This window comes from Empedobacter sp. UBA7248 (assembly GCF_002472945.1).
Lineage (GTDB): Bacteria > Bacteroidota > Bacteroidia > Flavobacteriales > Weeksellaceae > Empedobacter > Empedobacter falsenii_C.
Map to the genome: position 1 here is coordinate 50,463 of NZ_DKSU01000005.1, position 21,993 is coordinate 72,455.

Annotated in this window: 19 protein-coding genes; 9 read left to right on the plus strand and 10 right to left on the minus strand. The window is 31.8% G+C overall.

The window, feature by feature from the left end:
- Position 1: 1 nt before the first annotated feature.
- Together B4A23_RS02545 and B4A23_RS02550 are read right to left on the minus strand one after the other, a co-directional pair.
- Positions 2-775 carry a ParA family protein gene (locus B4A23_RS02545; protein WP_038330582.1) on the minus strand — a complete coding sequence of 258 codons (774 nt, stop codon included), beginning with the start codon at positions 773-775 and terminating at the stop codon, positions 2-4.
- A 164-nt stretch (positions 776-939) separates the two neighbouring features.
- Complete coding sequence (locus tag B4A23_RS02550; protein WP_291116502.1) at positions 940-1,599, minus strand: hypothetical protein; 660 nt, start codon at positions 1,597-1,599, stop codon at positions 940-942.
- A 370-nt stretch (positions 1,600-1,969) separates the two neighbouring features.
- On the opposite strand from B4A23_RS02550, the gene B4A23_RS02555 reads away from it, so the two are divergent.
- Complete coding sequence (locus tag B4A23_RS02555; protein WP_180904450.1) at positions 1,970-3,352, plus strand: arginine decarboxylase; 1,383 nt, start codon at positions 1,970-1,972, stop codon at positions 3,350-3,352.
- Positions 3,353-3,383: 31 nt separating this feature from the next.
- Positions 3,384-4,358, plus strand: coding sequence for a deoxyhypusine synthase family protein (locus B4A23_RS02560; protein ID WP_180904449.1), 975 nt, complete (start codon positions 3,384-3,386; stop codon positions 4,356-4,358).
- Positions 4,359-4,430: 72 nt separating this feature from the next.
- On the opposite strand, the gene B4A23_RS02565 is transcribed toward B4A23_RS02560, so the two are convergent.
- Positions 4,431-4,877 carry a KTSC domain-containing protein gene (locus tag B4A23_RS02565; protein ID WP_291116505.1) on the minus strand — a complete coding sequence of 149 codons (447 nt, stop codon included), beginning with the start codon at positions 4,875-4,877 and terminating at the stop codon, positions 4,431-4,433.
- 56 nt (positions 4,878-4,933) lie between these two features.
- Entirely contained in the window at positions 4,934-5,539 is a 606-nt protein-coding gene (locus B4A23_RS02570; RefSeq protein ID WP_291116508.1) for a hypothetical protein, read from the minus strand.
- Positions 5,540-5,659: 120 nt separating this feature from the next.
- Here B4A23_RS02570 and B4A23_RS02575 point away from each other — a divergent pair, with 120 nt between their 5' ends.
- The 5 genes from B4A23_RS02575 to B4A23_RS02595 all read left to right on the plus strand — a co-directional run bounded on the left by B4A23_RS02575 (position 5,660) and on the right by B4A23_RS02595 (position 12,770).
- Positions 5,660-6,220: a hypothetical protein gene (locus B4A23_RS02575; RefSeq protein ID WP_291116511.1), complete on the plus strand. Its 561-nt coding sequence runs from the start codon at positions 5,660-5,662 to the stop codon at positions 6,218-6,220.
- Positions 6,221-6,448: 228 nt separating this feature from the next.
- Positions 6,449-6,943, plus strand: a complete 495-nt coding sequence (locus tag B4A23_RS02580) for a GbsR/MarR family transcriptional regulator (protein WP_038330593.1) — start codon at positions 6,449-6,451, stop codon at positions 6,941-6,943.
- 7 nt (positions 6,944-6,950) lie between these two features.
- Positions 6,951-8,192, plus strand: a complete 1,242-nt coding sequence (locus B4A23_RS02585) for an efflux RND transporter periplasmic adaptor subunit (RefSeq protein WP_291116514.1) — start codon at positions 6,951-6,953, stop codon at positions 8,190-8,192.
- Between the two features lie 13 nt (positions 8,193-8,205).
- Positions 8,206-11,361 carry an efflux RND transporter permease subunit gene (locus tag B4A23_RS02590; RefSeq protein WP_291116517.1) on the plus strand — a complete coding sequence of 1,052 codons (3,156 nt, stop codon included), beginning with the start codon at positions 8,206-8,208 and terminating at the stop codon, positions 11,359-11,361.
- A 2-nt stretch (positions 11,362-11,363) separates the two neighbouring features.
- Positions 11,364-12,770 carry an efflux transporter outer membrane subunit gene (locus tag B4A23_RS02595; protein WP_219033973.1) on the plus strand — a complete coding sequence of 469 codons (1,407 nt, stop codon included), beginning with the start codon at positions 11,364-11,366 and terminating at the stop codon, positions 12,768-12,770.
- A gap of 58 nt (positions 12,771-12,828) precedes the next feature.
- Here the strand turns inward: B4A23_RS02595 and B4A23_RS02600 are convergent, their stop codons facing one another.
- The 5 genes from B4A23_RS02600 to glsA all read right to left on the minus strand — a co-directional run bounded on the left by B4A23_RS02600 (position 12,829) and on the right by glsA (position 18,229).
- The gene (locus B4A23_RS02600) at positions 12,829-14,478 is read right to left on the minus strand and encodes a B12-binding domain-containing radical SAM protein (protein WP_291116520.1); all 1,650 of its coding nucleotides are present in this window, start codon (positions 14,476-14,478) and stop codon (positions 12,829-12,831) included.
- 29 nt (positions 14,479-14,507) lie between these two features.
- Positions 14,508-15,215, minus strand: a complete 708-nt coding sequence (locus B4A23_RS02605) for a peptidylprolyl isomerase (protein WP_291116523.1) — start codon at positions 15,213-15,215, stop codon at positions 14,508-14,510.
- Positions 15,216-15,267: 52 nt separating this feature from the next.
- A complete protein-coding gene (locus B4A23_RS02610) occupies positions 15,268-16,227 on the minus strand; it encodes a YeiH family protein (protein ID WP_291116526.1) in 960 nt (319 codons plus the stop codon).
- Between the two features lie 73 nt (positions 16,228-16,300).
- A complete protein-coding gene (locus B4A23_RS02615; protein ID WP_291116529.1) occupies positions 16,301-17,194 on the minus strand; it encodes a LysR family transcriptional regulator in 894 nt (297 codons plus the stop codon).
- A 6-nt stretch (positions 17,195-17,200) separates the two neighbouring features.
- Positions 17,201-18,229, minus strand: a complete 1,029-nt coding sequence (gene glsA / locus B4A23_RS02620) for a glutaminase A (RefSeq protein WP_291116532.1) — start codon at positions 18,227-18,229, stop codon at positions 17,201-17,203.
- A gap of 98 nt (positions 18,230-18,327) precedes the next feature.
- On the opposite strand from glsA, the gene B4A23_RS02625 reads away from it, so the two are divergent.
- Positions 18,328-19,344: a YCF48-related protein gene (locus B4A23_RS02625; RefSeq protein ID WP_291116535.1), complete on the plus strand. Its 1,017-nt coding sequence runs from the start codon at positions 18,328-18,330 to the stop codon at positions 19,342-19,344.
- A gap of 245 nt (positions 19,345-19,589) precedes the next feature.
- The gene (locus tag B4A23_RS02630; protein WP_291116538.1) at positions 19,590-20,003 is read left to right on the plus strand and encodes an OsmC family peroxiredoxin; all 414 of its coding nucleotides are present in this window, start codon (positions 19,590-19,592) and stop codon (positions 20,001-20,003) included.
- A gap of 53 nt (positions 20,004-20,056) precedes the next feature.
- On the opposite strand, the gene B4A23_RS02635 is transcribed toward B4A23_RS02630, so the two are convergent.
- Positions 20,057-21,907 carry a CocE/NonD family hydrolase gene (locus B4A23_RS02635; protein WP_291116541.1) on the minus strand — a complete coding sequence of 617 codons (1,851 nt, stop codon included), beginning with the start codon at positions 21,905-21,907 and terminating at the stop codon, positions 20,057-20,059.
- Positions 21,908-21,993 lie beyond the last annotated feature (86 nt).

Here is a 21,993-nt window from a genome sequence, read left to right on the forward strand (position 1 = left end):
TTTAAACTGTATCGTTGTTGTTAATTAAAAATTCACGCGCTAAATTTAAGTAATTTTCTGCACCTTTACTTGCTGCGTCGTACTGAATAATTGTTTCGCCAAAACTTGGTGCTTCTGACAAACGTACATTTCGAGTAATAATTGTTTTGAAAACCATTTGCGGAAAATGATTATTCACTTCGTCTAAAACCTGATTAGAAAGACGTAAGCGAGAATCATACATCGTTAACAATAAACCTTCGATATCCAATTCCTTGTTGTGATGTTGTTGAATTCCTTTTATCGTATTTAATAATTTTCCTAAACCTTCTAACGCGAAATATTCGCACTGAATAGGAATAATCACAGAATCAGCAGCAGTAAGCGCGTTCAAAGTAATCAAACCAAGTGAGGGCGCGCAATCTATAATAATATAATCATATTGATCTTTGATTTCTGATAACGCGTTTTTTAACATGTATTCGCGGTTCTCGTAATCCACAATCTCAATCTCGGCAGCAACTAAATCTAAATGAGCAGGCATTAAGTCTAGGTTTGGCGATTCTGATTGTAAAATAGCTTTGCTCGCAAGCACTTCATTTTCCAAAACTTCATACGTTCCTGCTTCGATTTCATCCAAATCAAAACCCAAACCAGATGTTGCATTTGCTTGCGGATCTGCGTCAATTAATAAAACTTTTTTCTCTAAAACACCTAATGAAGCGGCAAGGTTTAACGAAGTTGTCGTTTTACCAACACCACCTTTTTGGTTAGCAATAGCAATAATTTTACCCATAATTTACGTTCAAAACGATTTCAAAAATACAATATTTAACCTTGCTAAACCTTAAAGAAAAAATAAATTTTTGAACAATTGTTGATTAAATTTTAGATAACTACAAATTGATATAAAAATCTTAAAAAAAAAAATTAAGAATCATTTAGTTAATTTGAAAAATATTATTTATTATATGAGTCAATTTGTTTAATTATTTTTTTTGCTTCAGCTATATCTAGTTTGTAATTCTCGTTTAAAGTATATGTAAGTTGTTTGAATAAATCTAATTTAGTTCTAAAAGTTGAATTCTCTAAGGTGTTGGTTTTGAAATTGTTTCCGCCGAGTGTTTCTATGATTTCAATTTTATATTTATTGGACTCTTTTTCTAATTCAGTTGTGACGGTTAAATTTTCTTGGTAATATGATATAATATCCTTTCTTAATTTTCGATTTTCAATATTACTTATTTTACCACTTGATTTAAATCCTTCATAATTGGCTTCATTATTCTTCCTTATAGATAAAGCTATTTTTAATTCAATTGTAGGACTATACTTCGCTTGTTCTTTAGTGATATTTAATAGGGTTGTTAAACTTGTATAAGTTCGTTCAGTAATAATTATTTCTTCATTAATATTTTTAATATCCTGTTCTAAATCTATTTTTAAATCAGTCAAAAATGCTTTTGTGTCTTTTTGCTCTTTATTATGTTCATTCTTATTAGTTAGCCAAATTGAAACATATACTGAAAAAACAATTACAATAATTTCTATAGATATTTTTTTAAGCTGTAATAAAATTGAATTAGAATTTTTTATTAATATTTTATTTTCCGAGTCCAAAAGTTTTGTTTTTAATTAGTTGATTGCATAAAAGTATTAATTCAAAAAACAATATACAAGATTTTAATTCTCATTAAAACTTTAGTGATTTTTTATAATAATTAGACACAGAAAAAAACTTATATTTGCGACAAGTATTTTTATAATTTTTTTAATAAAAAAAGTTGATGAGTTTTAACCTTTTATTCGAAAGCGTTGAGAATAGAAAGAGCTTTAACGCAGTAGTTTTAATGAATAGAAACGAATTTAAGAATTATTCTTTCCCCTTATTGCTTCGCAATGTATATTATGCGATACGTCTGTAATACCCTAAATTTTTTCTCGCAAAATTTTTAGAATTATTCAACACACGTAACATTTATAAAGCATAATGAAAACTAAATACATAGATTTAATCACGCAATCATTTGACTTTCCACAAGATGAATTTGAATTAGATGGAGAGTACTTAAAATTTAATGGAATTGACCTAAAAGCTTTGGTCGAAGAACATGGAACACCATTGAAATTTACTTATTTACCTAAAATTTCGCAAAATATACAAAAAGCGAAAGGTTGGTTTGAGAAAGCGCGTGAAGAGTTAAACTATGAAGGAACTTACAATTATTGTTATTGTACAAAAAGTTCTCACTTTCGTCACATTTTAGGCGAAGCATTAAAAAACGATATTCACATCGAGACATCTTCTGCATTTGACATTAATATTGTCGAAAATTTGATTGGAGAAGGTTTGATTACAGACGATCAATATGTTGTTTGTAACGGTTTCAAACGTGAAGAATATGTAGAAAACATTGCTCGTTTGGTAAACAGCGGACATCGTAAAACAATCACAGTGATTGATAATTACGAAGAAGTTGATTTGTTTTCGGAAGCAATAGAAGGTGATTTTGAAATCGGAATTCGTATTGCATCGGAAGAAGAACCAAAATTTGAGTTTTATACTTCTCGTTTAGGAATTGGATACAAGGATATTGTACCGTTTTATCAAACAATGGTAAAACCGAATGAACGCATTAAATTGAAAATGCTTCATTTCTTTATTAACACTGGAATTAAAGATAATTCATATTATTGGAATGAGTTGACAAAATGTTTGAGAGTTTATGTTAACCTTAAAAAAGTTTGTCCAGAATTAGATAGTTTGAATATTGGTGGTGGATTCCCGATCAAAAATTCGTTGAATTTCGAATACGATTACGAATACATGGCGAAAGAAATCTTGTTGCAAATTAAAATGATTTGTGATGAAGAAGGAATTCCTGTTCCAAACATTTTTACAGAATTTGGTTCGTTTACAGTAGGAGAAAGTGGAGGAGTAGTCTACAAAATTCTTTATCAAAAGAAACAAAATGATAAGGAATATTGGGATATGATCGATTCTTCTTTTATGACAACTTTGCCAGATGCTTGGGCAATTTCGAAACGATTTGTCATGTTGCCAATTAACCGTTGGTACGATAAGTATGAGCGTGTGTTATTAGGAGGTTTAACGTGTGATTCTGATGATTATTACAATTCAGAACAACATGTAAATGCTATTTATCTTCCGAAATATGATCAAGCAAAACCGTTGTATATCGGTTTCTTTAATACAGGAGCATATCAAGATAATATTAGTGGATTTGGTGGAATTAATCACTGTTTGATTCCTCAACCTAAATATATTTTGATTGACGAAAATTATGAAGCAAAAGTATATTCTGAAGAGCAAACGCATCAAGATGTGTTGAATACTTTGGGATACAAATAATTGAATTTTAAATAAATAAAAAACAAATAAAATGAGTAAAGGACCAATCAGTCAGTTTATAGAACATAACTATAGACACTTTAATGCAGCTGCTTTAGTTGACGCTGCAAAAGGATATGAGCAACACTTGTTAGAAGGTGGTAAAATGTTAATTTCTTTGGGTGGAGCAATGTCTACTGCTGAATTAGGAATTTCATTAGCTGAAATGATTCGCCAAGATAAAGTGCACATCATTTCTTGTACAGGAGCAAATTTAGAAGAAGACGTAATGAATTTAGTTGCGCATTCTCACTATAAAAGAATTCCAAATTACCGTGATTTAACACCAGAGCAAGAGCGTGAATTGTTAGATACACACTTTAACCGTGTTACAGATACTTGTATTCCAGAAGAGGAAGCTTTTCGTCGTTTACAAGAGCATTTAGAAAATGTTTGGCATGCAGCAGAAGAAAAAGGTGAACGTTATTTACCACACGAATTTTTATACCAAGTTGTAAATTCTGGAGTTCTAGAACAATACTACGAAATTGATCCTAAAGATTCTTGGATTGTTGCTGCAGCTGAGAAAAATTTACCTATCGTTTGTCCAGGTTGGGAAGATTCTACAACTGGAAACATTTTTGCGTCTAACGTAATCAAAGGAAATTTAAAAGCGTCTACGGTAAAATCTGGAATTGAATACATGATTTACTTAACAGAATGGTATCGTGCGAATTCTGACGGTAAAGGTGTAGGTTTCTTCCAAATTGCAGGTGGTATCTCTGGAGATTTTCCTATTTGTGTTGTTCCAATGATGTACCAAGATTTAGAGTGGACAGATGTTCCTTTCTGGGCTTATTTCTGTCAAATTTCTGACTCTACAACGTCTTACGGATCTTATTCAGGAGCTGTTCCAAACGAGAAAATTACTTGGGGTAAATTAGATATCGATACACCAAAATACATGATCGAATCTGATGCAACTATCGTAGCTCCATTGATTTTCAACTATATTTTAGGAAACTAATCAATAGAATATATAAAGCACAAAAAAACCACTTCAATTGAAGTGGTTTTTGGTTTTATATTGTTCAGATAATTAATCTTTCATTGCTTCACCAGCTTTTCTATGTGTAAATTTTCCATAGATATGTCTTCTAGCAAAACGGCTTGGAGAGTCAGAATTTACCATTTTGATGTACGTGTTTTTAGGAACACCAAAATACTCGTAATGATTTCCATCTAAATGTTCTACTTTCAAAATTTGTTCATCCATATAAAAATCATGAATGTTGGATTTTGCAGTTGTAATCGTATATTCTTCTTTGTTTTTTTCGTGCGTTTCAGGATTAATACTTACTAAAAAGTGGTATGCCTCGATCACAACTTTACTTTTTTCTTCAGCTTCTATTTTACCTGCTTCGTCGTTAATAAATTTATCAGGATGCGCATCTTTCATCGTATTTCTGTAAATTGTTTTCAACTCTTTTAGAGTGATATTTTTATCAACTCCAAGTAATTTTCTGTGTTCTACAACGCTTTTCATAATTATAATCCTTTTTTCGGAGTGCAAAAGTACGGATTATAAATCATGAAATACGTTTAATATCCATAAGTTTCGTTAAGATTATGATAAATAATTTTCTTTTTGTTGAGAATTTGATATTCAATGCCAATACTATCCTTGTTTACAGAAACCAATTTAGCTTGTTGAATAGGTTCGTTTTCGTATTCATATAACTTTGGATCATCAAAATTAATATTTAATGTTTCAGAAACAATGTCACTATAATCTGGTCTCGCAATATTTTGTGATTTTTCTAAAATAAGAAATTTAGATTCAGAATTGTAGATATAAGTACGTTTCTTTGCCATAACTTTTTTCATAACCACTATTTTGTATTCGTCGTTCATTTTAATGGTTTGAATTGTATCCAAATTAAATAAAAAACTAAGGATTGCAATAAACGGAATTGCCATTGGTAAAATGCTTAATCCAACTAAAGCAAAAAGCAAAAATCCATAAATTTTGATATAGATAATTTTCCAAAATTTAATAATGATGTAAAAGGTGAAAATAATCCAAGTCCAAGCTAGAATTTGATAGGTATATTCTCCTTTTAAATTCAAACCAATAAAGCTTAAACTCAACAAAAATAGAATGAGAAGAACAGAGGAAATGATGTAGATTTTGAGTGATTTTGGCATTTAGGTTATGATTTATTTTTTCGAATATACATTATTTATATGATTTAATCGTTTTGTGTAAAATGAATTTTCTCGAATATTTTTGTAATTTTAAACAAGCTAACAACAAACAAAATAAGTATGAAATTGAAAGATGTTCCCGAGTTGAAAAATTCTATTTTAGATCTTCCTTCAAAAGAAAAGGATAAACTTCTTTTACGTCTTATCAATAAAGATGAAACCTTGATAGAGCATTTACATTTTCAATTATTAGAAGATGAAAGTGATTTGAAGGAACGTGTAAGAAATATTTATGAAAAGATTGATTTACAGTTTAAAAAGTCTCATCACTTAATTAATCAGATTAATATAAATAGAAGTCATCGTCAATTGTTGTTGACGCTAAAAACATTGAGTGGAATTGTGAATTATCATGTTCAAATTACGAAAGATAAAGTGTCAGAATTTGAATTGAGAAAATATATCATTCAAGAATCTTTTAGTCGTTATCCTTATTTTTTTGAAACTTATACAACAGGAGATAATGCAGAAAAATTATACAACTATCAACTTGGGAGATTGAAATTGATTTTTTCTATTTTTGAAAAATTTCATGAAGATTTAAAATTTGATTACCAGAACGATGTTGATGAAATTAATAATTTTTTAACAAAAACTCCTATAAATTTTAAACCTCAATAGCTCTTTAAAACAAAAGGTTGTTTATATAATATTGTGTAAAATAATAATTAATTATGCTATAATAGCTTTATTTTTAATTTGTTTGGTCTATTTTTTGTTAGGATTTTAGGTATGAATTAACAAATTATTAATTTAATTAATTGTTAAATATCGAAAAAAGTATAGTTAGTTCTGTGTAAACCGAACTAACTATTTTATATTTGCATGGTTTTGTAGATTATACACATTATGAATATAAAAAATCAAGCATGTAATTCGGATCTTTTTTGCAGCTTTAGCGCTTTTCTGGAGAGAACTTATAGTTTTCCTCCATTGACGGCTAAATTGCAAGCATACATGATTTTAGAATCGGATGAGGAGGGGTTTACATTTGAAGAACTTCTTGAGATTTTTAATGTTAGTAAAAGTTCCTTATCAAACTCTATTAACTACTTACTATCGATGAAACACATCGAGTACATAAATAAAATTAACTCTAGAAAAAGATATTTTAGATTAAATTTTAATTATTTGACAGAGAAATTAGATTTTTTATTTGAAATGATTTCTCAAGATATAGGTTATACAAATCGAATAAAAGAACATAAACTAGCGAATAATACGCTTTCTAAAAATGTTGAAAATAGAGTAGTTGATATCTATTTGGAACATCTTAATCAAACAAAAGTGATATTAGACGAAACAATACAAAAAATAAATAAAATTCAACTAGAAAATAAGTAAAAGTAATATGAAAAACGTTAACGTTATAATGGTTGGTGCTTTGGCAATAGCTTTGAGTTCTTGTGGAAAGAAAGACAATGCTGCTGCTCAACAAGCACAAGGTCCAACACCTTATCCGGTAGTTGATGTGCCTACGAAAGTGGTGACGAGTTATGATGAATACCCTGCAAATATTCAAGGTATCGTAAATAATGATGTTCGTGCAAAAATCCAAGGATACATTACAGAAGTTTATGTTGATGAAGGTCAATATGTACAAGCTGGTCAACCTTTGTTCAAATTAGAAACAAATGTTTTAACTCAAAATGCGGATGCTTTAAAATCTGGTGTTGGTGCAGCGCAAGCTAATGTAAAAGCGGCTCAGGCTAATGTAAGTGCAGCGCAAGCGGCAGTGCAAGCAGCTCAAGTAGAGGTAAACAAATTAACTCCTTTGGTACAAAAAAACATTATTAGTAATGTACAATTAGAAACTGCAAAAGCTAATCTAGCAAAAGCACAAGCGAGTTACAATCAAGCTGTAGCTGCTAAGTCTCAAGCGCAGGCTGGTGTTACTCAAGCTCAATCAAATTACAAAGGAGCTCAAGCAAATGTAGATTATTCTGTTGTTAGAGCACCTATTAGTGGAGTGGTTGGTTCTATTAATTCTCGTCAAGGGACATTAGTTGGTCCTACGGATCAAACTCCAATTACTACAGTTTCAAATACAAGTAGAGTATATGCTTATTTCTCTATGAATGAGAAAGAATATTTAAACTTTATTTCTAAATCAGAAGGAGTTACTTTAAAAGATAAATTAAACAAAATTCCAGCAGTAGAATTAGTACTAGCTAATGGAGATGTTTATCCTGAGAAAGGTAAAATACAAACTGTAACTGGTCAAATTAACCCAACAACAGGAACAATCGATTTCCGTGTTACGTTTAACAACGAGGCTAAGCTTTTGGCAAATGGTAACTCAGGACGTATTCGTGTTCCAAAAACTTATGTTGATGTATTGGTTGTACCAGAAGCTGCAACATTTGAACAGCAAGGTATGACTTATGTTTACAAAGTAACAAAAGATACAGCTTATGCAACTCCAATTACTGTTGTAGAAAGAGCGAACAATATGGCAGTTGTAAAAGACGGAGTGAAGAAAGGTGATAAAGTTGTTGCACAAGGTGTAGGTAAATTACGTGATAAAACAGCTGTTAAACCAACTCCAGCAAACTTTGATCAAATAGTAGAATCTACAAAAACGGTATTCTAAATTGTAAATAGATATGTTAAAAAAGTTTATTGAAAGACCCGTACTATCTACGGTAATTTCTATCCTTATATTGATATTGGGGATACTGGGGCTTATATCGCTTCCGGTAACCCAATATCCAGATATTGCACCCTCTACTGTAAAAATTTCAGCTTCATATCCCGGAGCGAATGCAAAGACAGTAATGGAGTCTGTAATTATTCCGATAGAGGAACAGGTGAACGGGGTTGAAGGAATGGATTATATTTCTTCTACTGCCTCTAATAACGGTTCTGCTTCTATCGATGTTGTATTTAAACCAGGTGTAGATGGAGATATCGCACAGGTAAACGTACAAAACCGTGTGGCACGTGCTACACCATTATTACCTTCGGAGGTAACTCGTTCTGGGGTTGTGACACAAAAACAACAAACATCAGCATTGATGTTTGCTTCGTTTAGTTCAACAAATCCTAAATATGATGAGATTTATCTTCAGAATTATTTGAACATCAACATTATTCCAGCCTTAAAACGTGTAAACGGTGTAGGGGATGCAACTGTGTTTGGTGCGATGACTTATTCTATGCGTATTTGGTTAGATCCTTCTCGTATGGCTAGTTATGGTTTAGTTCCTTCTGAAGTTTCTGCAGCTTTATCTCAAGAATCTCTTGAAGCTGCTGCTGGTTCGTTAGGGGAAAACTCTGGACAATCATTCCAATATACAATCACATATTCTGGACGATACAAGACAGAAGATCAATATCGTAATATTGTTATTAAATCTTTACCAAACGGACAGGTTCTTAGATTAAAAGATGTAGCGAATGTAGAATTTGGTGCTCAATCTTATGCAGGACGTTCTGCAATGGATGGAGATCCTTCTGCTGTATTTGCTGTTTATCAAACGCCAGGATCTAATGCACAAGAAATTATTGTAAACTTAAGAGCTGAGTTAGAAAAGGCTTCTAAATTATTACCAGAAGGAGTTTCTTACACTATCTTAATGGATACAAATACATTCTTAGATGCGTCTATTTCTAAAGTTGTTCACACAATGATAGAGGCGTTTATCTTAGTATTTATTGTTGTATATATTTTCTTACAAGATTTCCGTTCTACATTAGTACCATTGATTGCGGTACCAGTGTCTATTATTGGTACATTCTTTTTCCTTAATTTGGCAGGATTCTCGTTAAACTTATTAACGTTATTTGCCTTAGTACTCGCCATTGGTATTGTGGTGGATGATGCCATTGTTGTTGTGGAAGCCGTGCATGCTCGAATGGAGTCTCATCACGAAGCTCCTATGGATGCAACGAAAAATGCGATGGATGAAATTTCTGGAGCGATTATCTCAATTACATTAGTAATGTGTGCGGTGTTCGTACCAGTAACATTTATCTCAGGACCTACTGGAGTATTCTACAAACAATTTGGTATTACTTTAATTGTTGCCATTTTAATTTCGGCATTAAATGCCTTGACATTATCTCCAGCATTGTGTGCTTTATTCTTAAAACCACATCAAGAAGGAGAGCAAAAACGTAACTTTATTCAACGATTCTTTGATGCTTTCAATGCTTCATTTGATCGTATGACACATAAATATGGTAATTCATTCAAATTTTTAATTAAACACAAATGGATTTCATTCTTATTAATTATTCTTAGTGGAGTAGGAATTTGGGGTATTGGAAAAATGATGCCAACAGGTTTCGTGCCAACTGAAGATAACGGATTTATTATTGGTAATATCGAATTACCAGCGGGTGCTTCTATGGACCGTGTGTATGAAGTTGAAAAAGAATTCCAGAAAAAAATTGAAAAAATTCCTGGATTAGATAAAGCAACAATTATCTCAGGTAACTCTATTATTTCTGGAGCTGGTTCTAATTATGGTATGATGTTCATTAAATTGAAACCATTCGAAGAACGTACAACAGATGCTTTATCAGTACAATCAATCATTGGACAATTATTTGGTGCTGCAGCTCAAATTCCTGATGCTCAAATGATTTTCTTCCAACCACCATCAATTCCAGGTTTTGGTATGTCTTCTGGTTTCGAATTGAAATTATTAGATAAAACAGGTGGAGATATTGCTGATTTTGATAAAGTTGCAAAGGAATATATTGGTGCATTAATGCAACGTCCAGAAATTATGTATGCTCAAACTTCTTTAAATACAGGTTTCCCTCAATACGAAATCGATGTTAATATTGAAAGAGCAAAACAATCTGGTGTTTCAGTAAGTTCTATTTTCTCAACTTTACAAGGATATATTGGAGGATTATATGCAGCTGACTTTACACGTTTTGGTAAACAATACCGTGTATACATTCAAGCTTCACCAGATGATCGTATCAATGAAACAAGTTTAAATAAAATGTTCGTGAAAACGGATGCAGGTTCAATGACACCAGTTTCACAATTTGTGACTTTAAAACGTGTATATGGTCCTAACTCTGTTAACCGTTTCAACTTATTTACATCAGCTAATATTACAGGAGCTGTAAAACCAGGATTTTCTACAGGTGATGCAATTACAGCAATTAATCAAGTTTCTGAACAAACATTATCTACTTCTTATAGTACTGACTTTACAGGTCTTACTCGTGAGGAGATTAATTCAGGTTCTCAAACAGCAATGATTTTTGCTTTATGTATCGTATTCGTGTACTTTATTTTATCTGCACAATATGAATCTTATGTTTTACCATTCGCAGTATTATTATCTGTTCCTTGTGGTATGATGGGTGCATATTTATCTCAATGGTTAGCTGGATTAGAAAATAATATTTATTTCCAAATTGCCTTAATCATGTTAGTTGGTTTACTCGCCAAAAATGCCATTTTGATTGTAGAGTTTGCATTACAAAGACGTGTACACGGAATGTCAATTGTTCAGGCAGCTATAGACGGAGCGAAAGCTCGTTTACGTCCAATTTTGATGACATCTTTTGCCTTCATTTTAGGATTAATGCCATTAGTATTTGCAACAGGTGTATCATCTGCTGGTAACCGTTCTGTAGCAACAGGAGCAGCATTTGGTTTATTAGTAGGTACAATTTTAGGTTTATTTGTTATTCCAGTATTGTTTATTGTTTTCCAAACATTACAAGAAAAAGTTAAACCAATTAAATTTGATCGTCCACAAGAAGAAATTGAACATAATAATTCAATCTAAAAATGAAAAAGTACAGAATATTTAATATTACTTTAATCGCAGCTGGATTGTTTGCTGTTCAATCTTGTTTCGTAGCAAAAGATTATCATCGACCTGAAGCTGTTGTAAATGAAGCAAATTTCAGAACAGATGTTATTGCAAAAGACAGTGCTAGTGTTGCAACTGTTTCTTGGAAACAAATTTTTACAGACACTCAATTACAAGCTTTGATTAATCAAGGTTTACAAAATAATTTAGATATACGTTCAGCACTGCAAAATATAGCAGTCGCTGAGGCGTATGCTAAACAAGGTAAAGCAGGTTATTTACCAACTTTATCTGTAGGTCCAAAATATACGTTTACAGAAAACTCTCGTAACACTCAGTTTGGTGCATTGATGTCAAAACGTGCACAAAGTCAATACGAAGTTTCAGGGAACTTAAGTTGGGAAGCAGATATTTGGGGTAAAATTAGAAGTAATCAACGTGCATCAGCTGCAACTTATTTGCAAACTGTAGAAGCGCACAAAGCGGTTAAAACACAAATTGTTGCTTCTATTGCAAATGCGTATTACAACTTATTGGCTTTAGATGAGCAAAAAAGAATTTTAGATAAAACTTTAATCAACCGCGAGCAAAGTTTAGAAACAACGAAAGCTTTGAAAGAAGCTGGGAATGTAACAGAAGTTGCAGTTAACCAAACAGAAGCGCAATTGTTCAATGTGAAATCATTATTGGTTGACGTTGAAAATGGAATTAAGATGAACGAAAATGTGATGAGTATTTTGTTAGGAACAAATCCTCAATCAATTAATCGTACAAACTTAGCTTCTCAAAAAATTGACGAAAAATTATCTGTTGGTGTTCCAGCTCAATTATTAGAAAATCGTCCTGATATTAAAGCTGCTGAGTTTGGATTGATGAACGCTTTTGAGAATGTTAACGTTGCGAATGCAAGTTTTTATCCTTCTCTTTCTATTACTGCAACAGGTGGTGTACAAGGAATTGATATCGATAAATTGTTTAGTGCGCAATCTTTATTTGCGACGGTTATCGGTAGCTTAACTCAACCTTTATTACAACAACGTAAATTGCGTACGCAAAAAGAAGTCGCTTTAGCAAATCAAGAAAATGCTTTGATTAATTACAAAAGCAAAATCTTAAATGCAAGTAAAGAGGTTTCTGATGCGTTATACACATACGATGCAGCAACGAAGAAAGCTGAATATAAACAAAAAGAATATCAATTATACAATCAAGCAATTACCTATTCTGAAGAATTGTTAAACTACGGTATGGCAAACTATTTAGAAGTAATTACAGCAAGAGACAATGGGTTAAATGCTGAATTGAATGTTGTTGATGCAAAATTATCATCTTTATCATCAATGGTCGAATTGTATCGTGCTGTTGGAGGTGGATGGCAATAAGCAATTCTAATCTTAAGAAAAAAAACCTCTCAAATATTTGAGAGGTTTTTTTATGCTTTTATTTCTCTATAACTTCACAATGAATAATATTATGCGAAGTTCCTACAAATTCGATTAACCAATTTTCTGTTGTTTTTTCGATTCGATCTTCGTCTTTCCAAATTTGATAATCAAATGAAATCGGAATCGAAACGAATTTACTTTTCGGATGCGAGGCAAGTTCACTCAAATCTTCTTCTATTTTTTGTTCCATTTCAAACAAATCTTTTGGCTTCGATTTATGGAAACTATAATAATCAATCGCAATTAATTCTAACACAATTTTATCGTTTGTAAATGTTTTTGCAAAATCAAATATCGTCTGAAAAACATTATTCAACGTATGTTTGTGGAACAAATGATGTTGCTCAAAATATTGTCCTAATCCCATTAAAAAGTCAAAAATCGAATAGTTTTGCGAAATATATTTCAATGTTTCTGGCGTTCTTGGTTTGTTCCAATAAATCTCCAATGCATTTTCTAAAGCTGTAATATTTTCTAAATCTTTTTCACTTAAAAAATCACTTTTTATAATTTGATACGGAGGTAATTGATCAAAATGATAGCCGTAATTCTCGTATTTTTGACGAACTGGTGTACCTTTCAAAAATTTCAAAAAACCTAATTGTAATTCGGGTGGATAAAGCTTGAAAGTTTCTTCGAAACTAAACTTCAAATCATCAATATACTCTAAAGGCAAACCAACAATCAAATCCAAATGCATTTCAATTCGGTCTTTCAATTGATTGATAACATTTGATGTTTTTTCAAAATTTTGCTTGCGCGAAACTTCTCGGTTACTTTGTTGATTAACGGTTTGAATTCCGATTTCGAAACGGAAAAGATTTTTTGGAACTTTTTCGTTGATGAACTTGATAATATCTGGATGAACAATATCGGCTGTAATCTCGAACTGAAAAACATTTCCTTCACGATAATGATCCAAAATAAATTGAAACAATTCTATCGTAAAATCACGTTTTATGTTAAATGTTCGATCTAAAAATTTGATTGTTTTTCCATGTTTCATCAAATACAACAAATTTTCTTTGATTGTTTCCATAGGCAAATAGCGCATTTTATTGTCTAAACTTGCCAAACAAAACTCGCATTTATAGGGACATCCACGAGAAGTTTCGATGTAACAAACCTTTTTCTCTAAATCCGCTGGATTATCGTATTGATAAGGATTTCGACCTTCTAATCGATTAATATTAAACTGAATATTTTGCGCATTGAAAACAACTTCATTCTCTTTTTTGTAAACTAAATTCGGTACATTTTCTATTGATGGATAATTCGCAGCAAATTTTTCGAACGGAATTTCCCCTTCACCTACAATAATATAGTCGATATAATTATTTGCAATCACATCGTCATATTCGTAACTAACTTCTGGTCCACCTAACAAAATTTTAGTTTCAGGAGAAATTTGTTTGATACGTTTACAAACTTCTAACGTCTGAGTAATATTCCAAATGTAGCAACTAAAACAGATAATATCGTATTTAGCACATTTTTCTGCAACTTCATCAAAGTCAGATTTAATCGTGAATTCTTTCCAAAAAATATTTCCACGATGATGATTCAAATCGTACAAAATACGAATCGCCAAATTGAGGTGAATATATTTTGCGTTTAAAGTCGTTAATAAAATTGATGGTTGCATAATGTGTTATTGATGTGCAAAAATAATAATTAAAAACCAATCGCTGTTCCGCCTAGTGAAACACTGGTTTTGTTATACTTTGTAGGCGTTTTTTTCTTTTTTACTTTGATTGAAAAAATAACAGGTTCTAATGGTAATTCGTTCTTTGTTTCAACATTACTAATTTTCATGACTTTATTCAAACCTTTTGTAATTTCTCCAAAAACTGTAAAATCATGATCTAAGCGAGGTTGTCCACCATTTTTCAAATATTCAGCGCGTTGTTCTGCTGTAAATTTGATTCCTTTTTTAGCTTCCAAATCATCTAATTCTTTTGATGTAATTTTCTTTCCTATAACAAAATAAATTTGATTGTAATACGATGCTTTCTCTTTATTTCCATCTCGACCAGCACCTAAAGCACCCATTTTATGAAAAGCTTTCGGATTAAATTCTGGTGCTAAACGAATCGGTTTTTGCTCTGGATGTTCGGCTTCACGCGTCAAAATAGGATCATCCAATTCACCTCCTTGAATCACGAAATCTTTCACAACTCTGTTAAATTGCGCATTTGTATAAGTTCCTTTGTTAATTTCACTCAAAATCAAATCGCGATGTTTTGGTGTGAAATCGTATAACATCACATCAAATTTTCCGTAATTGGTTTTGAATTTTAAAGTATAGGTTTGCGCAGAAACAAAACTCGAAATTGAAAATCCAATTCCGAGTGCAATATTTTTTAATAATCTATGATTCATTGTAAATTTTCTTGTTCTAAAGATAGCAACAAATATAGAAATCTGAATGATTTTAAGCTAAATTCATAATCATAATTAAACTTCCAACTCCAATAATTATCCACAAAATAATAGCCATTAATAGCGGTTTGTAGCCAATGTTTTTCATCATTTTGAATGATAAACTTGTTCCGATTAAGAATAATGTAAGCGTTAGTGCAGCTTTTGATAAATCGATAATAATTGGGCTAAATTGATGAACAAAAGGAACATAGGTATTCACACAAATAGCGATTAAAAATAACCCAATAAACCACGGAATATTAATTTTTGATGAGGTGTTTTTGAAAAACAATAAGGTTAAAAAAGATAACGGAATTATCCAAAGTGCGCGCGCTAATTTCACTGTTGTAGCGACTTGTAAAGCTTCTTCACCATATTTACTTGCTGCTCCAACGACTGAACTTGTATCGTGAATTGCGATGGCGCACCATAAACCGAATTCGTGTTGAGATAAGTTGAATAAATGTCCAAGTGGAGGAAAAATCAATAATGCGATTGAATTTAATGTGAAAACTACGGCTAATGCAACTGAAATTTGATTGGGTTTTGCTTTGGTAATTGGCGCGATTGCTGCGATTGCACTTCCACCGCAAATTGCTGTTCCCGCTGATATTAAGTATCCTGTAGCTTTTTCAATTTTGAAGATTTTGGTAAATAAAAATCCTAAAATCATCAACGTAGAAATACTCACAACAGTGAATACAATTCCTTCTTTTCCAGCTTGTATAGCCGAAAAGATATTCATTCCAAATCCTAAACCTACCACAGCAACTTTCAATAAAGTGCTTGATACTTTTCGTGATTGTACTTCGTATGGATTTCCAAATATTTGAGCAACAGCAAATCCTAAAACTAATGCGATAGGAGAGCTTATAAAAGGCATTAAACATAGAAATGCACATATTAAAAAGATAACTTTTTGTGTAGTGAATTGTTGAAATAAGCCTTTTTCTGAATGTATAATTTTCATGATTTGAATAATTTTATGGTACAAATTTCTTGTACTTATTATTCAAAAAGAAATGATAAAAAGTAATCTATTATTACTTTAAGTTATAACGATTACAGAAATCAATAAATAAATTCACCAATTTAGATTGTTCACCTTCTGGAATGATAAAATTGAAATTACGCTCTATTACAAGGTTTTTAACATCAATAATATTTAAAGTTTGATTTTTAAGTTCTTGTAAAATAGATTGAATCGATAAAAAAGCCAATGCGTCAGAATGTAGTATATAAGATTTTATACTTTCAGTACTTCCCAATTGAATTTCTATATTGAGTTCATTTAGCTTTATATTTTTCGATTTTAGAGCCAAATCAATAGTTTCTAAAGTTCCAGAACCAGGTTCGCGAAAAACTAATGGAATATGCTTTAAATCATCTAATTTGATATTGTTTTTGGTAGAAATAGAATGATTTTGACGAGAAACCAATACAATTTCATCTTTCATAAAAGGAAAATAATGAAAGGTTCTATTTTTGATTTGAGCTTCAATTAATCCAACATCAATTTTATGATTCGCTAATAAATCTTCAATTTTTTCAGAATTTTGAATCACTAAACTTAACTGAATTTCAGGAAATCGTTTTCGAAATTCTGCCAAAATAGGAGGTAATACATATTGCGCAATCGTCGTACTTGCACCCAAACGCAAAGTTCCTTTTTGTTTTTCTTGTAATTGACCAATTTCAAATTCCATTTTTTGATACACAGGAAAAATTTCTTCTGTATATTTTAATAGAATTTCGCCAGCTTTGGTCAATTTTATTTTCGTTCCATTTCGCTCGAATAACTTAATGTTAAGATTTAATTCGATTTCTTTAATGTGTTTTGTGACAGCTGGTTGTGTTATGTTTAATTCGTTTGCTGCTTTCGTGAAATTCAATCGTTTAGCAACCGTATCAAAAACTTTTAATCTAAAATCGAACATAAAAAATTATTGAAATAAACTTAAATTATACTGTTTTACCAAATCTAAAATCATGTGATATCCAGCGGCAGAATTTCCGTGTTCGTCAAGTGCAGGACTGAAAACGCCGATTCCCATTTTGTTTGGAACGGAAACGGTAATTCCGCCGCCAACGCCAGATTTACTTGGTAAACCAACGGTGCGCGAATATTCGCCGCTAAATTCATACATTCCGGCAGTCAACATTTGCGATTGAATTAATTGTGAGATTTCTGGATTTCTATACGTTGTGTCACCATCAAAACGCGTGCATTGATGCGCGAAGAAATACCCAATTTTAGCTAAATCTTCGGCAGTTACTTCGATAGAACATTGTTTAAAATAGTTGTTCAACTTTTCTTCATGACCTTCAATCAAGCCATTATTTTTCATCAAATAAAACATTCCACGATTTTTATGCCCAGTTTCTTTTTCAGAATTATAAACCGATTTACTATAATCTATCGAATTATTTTTAGTGATGTAACGAACCATTTCAAGAATTTTTTTGAAAGGAATTTCACCTTCACCATCAATAATTGATGTGGTTAAAATAGCACCAGCATTCATCATCGGATTAAGAGGTTTTCCTGTCGTTTCAAGATTTGCGTAATGATTAAATGGTTTATCTGTTCCGAAATAACCCATTTTAGAAAATACATTTTTCTCACCTTTTTCCGTAACAGCAATCATCAACGCAATGATTTTAGAAATACTTTGAATCGTAAATTTTTGGTTGACATCTCCAACATTTATCACTTTACCATTCTCATTAACCACAGAAAAAGCAATTTTATCGGCTTGCATTTTTCCTAATTCTGGAATATAATCGGCAACTTTTCCTTCTTTGTAAAAAGCTTTATTTTTCTCCAAAATATCGTTTAATGTTTTTTCATTAATCTGTAAGCTTTTCGAACTATTTTTTGACGTATTTTGTCCATAAACCGTATGATTGATTGGATTAAAACACGTTAAGGTAAGGCTTAATAGTAATGTTGAGAATGTATATCGTTTCATTTTATTTGATGTAAAACACAAACTTAAAAAATATTTGGTTGATTCGCCGAGATAAAATAGTTTTATATAAAATGTAGAATCTAAAATTTATAAAAAAAATGAAATATTTCGTCCTATTGTTATCGAGTTTGTCTTTTGCGCAAACCTATCAAGTGATTAATGAGGAAAATTCGTCTGTTAGTTACCGAGGTTTGGCGTTTCAGGATGCAAAAACGTTTATCGTTTCTGGTTCAAAAAATACAATTGGTAGAACGACAGATGGAGGAAAAACATTTAATTGGATTAATCCGAAAGTTGTAGAAAATAGAGATTTTAGAGATGTAGAGGTTTTAGGAAAAGATAATTATTTGGCTTTAGGAATTGATTCTCCTGCTTATATTTTGCAGACGAAAGATGGCGGGAAATCGTGGAATAAAGTGTATGAAAATAATGAAAAAGGTATTTTTTTAGATGCAATTTATGTGGATAAAACTTCGAAGAAAATTACTGTTTTAGGCGATCCAATGTCGCCAGATAAACCATTTGTATTAACGTCTTCGATTACTGATCCGACTAAATGGGAAGTTGTTAAATCGCTTCACGGTCAGCCTTTGCGATTGAAAAATCCGAAAGAAGCTTTTTTTGCATCAAGTGGAAGTAATTTGTATGTAGATGGGAAGCAAACCTTGATTGTTACAGGAGGAGAGTTGTCGAATTTATACTATTATACGCCAAAAGGTGGACAAATGTATGCGTTGGAGAAAACGAAAAGTTCTACTTCTGGAATTAATGGAATGGCTTATGACGCGACAAATAATGTAGGATATTTGGTTGGTGGAGATTTTACAAAACCAGAAGATTCGAGCTATAATTTCTATAAATTTAAGTTGACAAATGGTAAAATTGATTTTCAAAATTCATGGAAATATCCAACAGGATATAAATCTGGCGTAACAATTATTTCAAAAGATAAAGTCTTGGTTTGTGGCTATTCTGGAGTTGATTATTCAGCAGATGGTGGACATAATTGGACAACTATTACAAAAGATAGTTACAATACGTGTACAGTTTCGCCAGATAAAAAATATGTGATTTTGGTGGGAAATAAAGGAAAGATTGGAAAAGTTACGTTGTAGAAGATTTCTAAAATTAAAATTAGATTAGAAATTGACTTTCAGTTTTGTAAACGATTACGTTTAACTATATTTGAGTAACCGATACAATTCATAGTAAAGGTTGGTTAGTAGTTTTTTTAGCAAAAGTTCAGATAAATTTATCTGAACTTTTTTCGTTAAAATTATTCTTAAAGTTGATAATTAATTCTTCTAATGATTTCATAATCTTTAACTTTAATAAAATTCAATCTAAAAAAATATTCAAAATGAAAAGAGGTGCAAAAGCAGTTTGGAATGGTTCGGTAACAGAAGGATCAGGAACATTAACCACACAAAGTACAGTATTAGACAATATACAGTATTCGTTCAAAAGCAGATTTGAAGAAGGAGTTGGAACAAATCCCGAAGAACTTTTGGCAGCGGCTCATGCAGGTTGTTTTACAATGAAAACATCAGGTTTATTGGGAGAAGCTGGATATACAGCAGAAAAATTAGAAACCGATTGTAAAATTGTTTTTGAAGGAGGAAAAGTTGTTCGCTCAGAATTAAGTTTAACTGCAAAAATTCCTTCGATTACAGATGAAGAATTTCAGAAAATAGCAAAAGAAGCAGAAGAAACTTGTCCGATAAGTGTTTCATTTAGCTTCGAAAAAGTATTGGTTTCGGCAGTTTTAGTATAATAAATGTTAGAATCAAAATAGAAAATCCAACAAGTAATTGTTGGATTTTTTTGTTATTTCAAAACAGGAATTTCGATGTAAGAATCGTGATAAATTCGTTGTGTTTGTTTCAAGAAATCTTTCGCAGTTGCTTCGTAAACATTCATAAATTGTTGCGGATTACGGTCGGCTAAAGGAAACCATGTATTCTGAACTTGAATCATGATACGATGTCCCTTTTTGAAAGTATGTCCAACATCTGGCATAGAATACGTCACATTTGTTTTCTGATTAGGAACCATTGCTTCGGGCTTTTCAAAACTATTGCGGTACTTTCCTCGCATAATTTCGGCACGAATCAAATTTTGATATCCAGCCATCAATTTTCCATTATATTTTGGTGTATTTTCAGGGAAAACATCAATCAATTTTACCACGTAATCAGCATCTGTTCCCGTTGACGAAACAAATAAATGATTGATAATTGGACCTGTAATCGTCATATCTTCCGTTAAAATATCAGTTTGATAAACCATAACATCAGGTCGAGTTGACGCAAATCGTTGGTCATCGACCATATATTCTCGCGGACGACTTTCTAAAACACCTCCTTGATACGGTACTGGATTATTTGGATCTGCTACATATTCATCAAAACTTGCATTATTAGTCTGTTGAAAAGATATTTTTCCGTTGGCTTGTAAATACATTTTCTGCGTTGTCACATTCTTTGGAGGCCAAGTGTCAAACTGTTTCCACTCGTTAGAACCTGTGATAAAAATTTGCGCTTCTGTTGGTTTGAAATTTCCTTTGTCTTTTAAATAATAATTGAAAAAAGGTAACTCAATTTGTTGTTGATAATATTCACCTGTTGGCGTTCCAAACTGCATATCGCCAAATGTATCGGCTTTAGAGCGAACCCAACCACCATGAAACCAAGGTCCAGCTACCAAAATATTTGTTGCATTCGGATTTTGCTTTTCAATTGCTTTATACGTTTCAAAAGCACCATAAACATCTTCTGCATCAAAGAAACCACCAACCGTCATCACGGCAGGTTTCACATTGGTAAGATGTGGCAAAGGATTTCGATCTTGCCAAAATTGATCATAATCAGGATGTGCAAACAAATCATTGTAGAATTTGATATTATCTTGGAAATATTTATCCTTCAATTCCTTTACAGATCCACCTTCCAAATAAAAACGGTAATTATCTTTGATTGGATATTCTAAAGATTTCGGACCTTTATCTGGTGTAATTGGTTGCGGACGTTTAACACCAAATGATGACATAAATTTGAAAGAATCATTTAGAAATAAAACACCATTGTGATGAAAATCGTCACCTAAAAACCAATTCGTAACTGGTGCTTGTGGCGAAACAGCTTTTAGCGTTGGATGCGAATTAACCAAACTCATTGTCGAATAAAAACCTGGATAAGAAATTCCGTACATTCCTGCTTTTTGGTTGTAATTTTTCATGTTTTTTGCCAACCATTCCAACGTATCGTATGTATCTGTACTTTCGTCTATTGCCTTTTTATTTTTCGTTTTATTAACTGGTCGTACATCTTCAAATTCACCCTCGCTCATCCATTTTCCTCTCACATCTTGGTACACGAATATAAATCCTTCGCGCATTTCTGCAGGGAAATTCCCAAGCGATTTTTTATACTCATTTGCTCCGTAAGGCGCCACTGTATAAGGCGTTCGATTAAGTAAAACAGGATATTTTTTGGTTTGATCTTTTGGCGTATAAATAGCCGTAAACAATTTCGTTCCATCTCGCATCGGAATCAATTGTTCGGTCTTTCCATAATGCTCTCTAACATAGGCAGAATCTGCTTTTGCATCTTGCGCATAGCTAATTCCACTCATCAAAATAAGACTAAGTAGAGTTGCTTTTTGAGTAAATTTTTTCACGTGTTTATCAATTTTACAATACTATAAATGTAAAAAACTTTTAAATTTTATACTTATAAATCGAATTATTTTCTACAGATGATTTC